At 56.7% G+C, this 1,979-nt stretch carries 4 protein-coding genes; 1 reads left to right on the forward strand and 3 read right to left on the reverse strand.

All coding sequences use genetic code 11. The features are described from left to right. The coding region (locus B3520_RS17065) for a Clp protease N-terminal domain-containing protein (RefSeq protein ID WP_286876477.1) at nucleotides 1-338 on the reverse strand (338 nt) is incomplete at its 3' end. A gap of 23 nt (nucleotides 339-361) precedes the next feature. After that, complete coding sequence (gene clpS, locus B3520_RS17070; protein WP_286804920.1) at nucleotides 362-703, reverse strand: ATP-dependent Clp protease adapter ClpS; 342 nt, start codon at nucleotides 701-703, stop codon at nucleotides 362-364. 320 nt (nucleotides 704-1,023) lie between these two features. On the opposite strand from clpS, the gene cspD reads away from it, so the two are divergent. Then, nucleotides 1,024-1,329, forward strand: coding sequence for a cold shock domain-containing protein CspD (gene cspD / locus B3520_RS17075; protein ID WP_024460475.1), 306 nt, complete (start codon nucleotides 1,024-1,026; stop codon nucleotides 1,327-1,329). Between the two features lie 118 nt (nucleotides 1,330-1,447). Here cspD and B3520_RS17080 read toward each other — a convergent pair. Then, nucleotides 1,448-1,979: NADP-dependent isocitrate dehydrogenase (locus B3520_RS17080; RefSeq protein WP_286876478.1), on the reverse strand; the 532-nt coding region annotated here is incomplete at its 5' end.

Raw genomic sequence — 1,979 nt, forward strand, 5'->3', positions numbered from 1 at the left:
AAGATGGCCACCAGCACATTGGCCCCGGTCACCTCCTGCTTTCCCGAGGACTGAACGTGGAATACCGCGCGCTGCAGTACCCGTTGGAAGCCCAGTGTCGGTTGGGTTTCCCGCTCGGTGTCGTCTTCCGGAATCAGAGGCGTGGTGGAGTCGACAAATTCGATCAACTCCTTGCGCAACTGGCCCAGGTCCGCACCGCAGGCACGCAGGACATTCGCCGCCGATTCATTGTCGATCAACGCCAGCAACAGGTGCTCAACGGTCATGAATTCATGCCGCTTTGAGCGCGCGCCCTTGAACGCCAGGTTCAGGGTAATTTCGAGATCTTTACTTAGCATCGCTGATAACCTCTACTGCAGAGTCACCGGTCGTCGTCTTCCACTGCTTCGATTTCACACAACAGCGGATGTTCATTGTCCTTGGCAAATTGATTGACCTGGGCCGCCTTGGTCTCGGCAATATCCCGAGTATAGACACCACATACGGCTTTACCTTGGGTATGTACTTTGATCATGACCTGGGTTGCCTTCTCCCGGTTCATGGAAAAAAAGATTTCCAGCGTCTCCACCACAAAATCCATGGGTGTGTAGTCATCGTTGAACATGACCACCTTGTACATTGGCGGGCGGCGCAGCTTGGGCTTGTCCTCCTGCACCGCCACATTGCCGTCCCCTTCGGCCGCATCCGGCTCTTTGGCCAGCATTGGCTCTTTACTTAAGGTTAGATGATAGATCGCCATTTTTCCCATCAGTACCGAAAAAGGTTGCGTAAAAATGTGTAATCCAGCCGGGCTGCCCGACCGGGATATACGCTTCATTGTACCGGAACGATGCCCCGGTCACCTACCACCTTCCCGGGCCGCACACTTGACACGGGAAGGAAACTTCGCTAAAACGAGTGACGTTGGTCAAAAAAGCAACAAAGTGACGGGCTAGTTAAGCACTTTGAGCAATAAACCAACACACTCTAATAACGATTAACGATGAGGTCTGTGTGCCTCTCCGCAACAGAAGGATACCCCCCATGCCTACAGGTACCGTCAAGTGGTTCAATAACGCCAAAGGCTATGGCTTTATCCTGCCGGACGAAGGTGGCGAAGATCTGTTCGCGCACTATTCGGCCATCCAGATGGAGGGTTATAAAACCCTTAAGGCGGGTCAACTGGTCGCGTTCGATATCACCAAAGGTGATAAAGGCTACCACGCCACCAACATCATTTCTTCCGATGCCCATCAGGCCGACGAGCGCGCCGCCGCCAACAATGGCGCCGGAGAGCGACGGGACTTCGATTCCGCCCCCGGCAAGCCGGCCGCCGTCACGACTCACTGACCGAGTCGCCACGCACCGATCCTGATCCGATCTGAAACAAAAACCCCCGGCGCCCTGATGGACCCCGGGGGTTTTTCGCACCATCAAGCACCCTTCCCTGTGCTGTATATGGCGTCGATCAGGCGTTTTTCAAGGCATCCAGCGCGGCATTGAGCGTTGCGCTCGGGCGCATGACGTCAGACACCTTGCGGGTGACCGGACGGTAGTAGCCACCGATGTCCACCGGCTTGCCCTGCACGCCGTTCAGCTCGGCCACGATCTTGTCTTCCTCGGCCCTCAGGGTTTTCGCCAGCTCGGTGAAACGCTGCTTGAGCTCAGCATCGTCAGACTGAGCCGCCAGTGCTTCTGCCCAGTACAGCGCCAGGTAGAAGTGACTGCCCCGGTTGTCCAGCTCGCCGGTTTTGCGCGAGGGTGACTTGTTGTTTTCCAGGAAGTCCGCATTGGCCTTGTCCAGAGCATCGGCCAGCACCTTCGCCTTGGCATTGCCGGTGACCTTGCCGAAGTGACGCAGTGATTCCACCATCGCCAGGAATTCACCCAGGGAATCCCAACGCAGGTGATTCTCCTCCAGCAACTGCTGAACATGCTTGGGGGCCGAGCCGCCGGCACCGGTCTCAAACAGGCCGCCGCCATTCATCAGCGGCACAATG

It is taken from the genome of Marinimicrobium sp. UBA4509, from assembly GCF_002388575.1.
Classification (GTDB): Bacteria; Pseudomonadota; Gammaproteobacteria; order Pseudomonadales; family Cellvibrionaceae; genus Marinimicrobium; species Marinimicrobium koreense.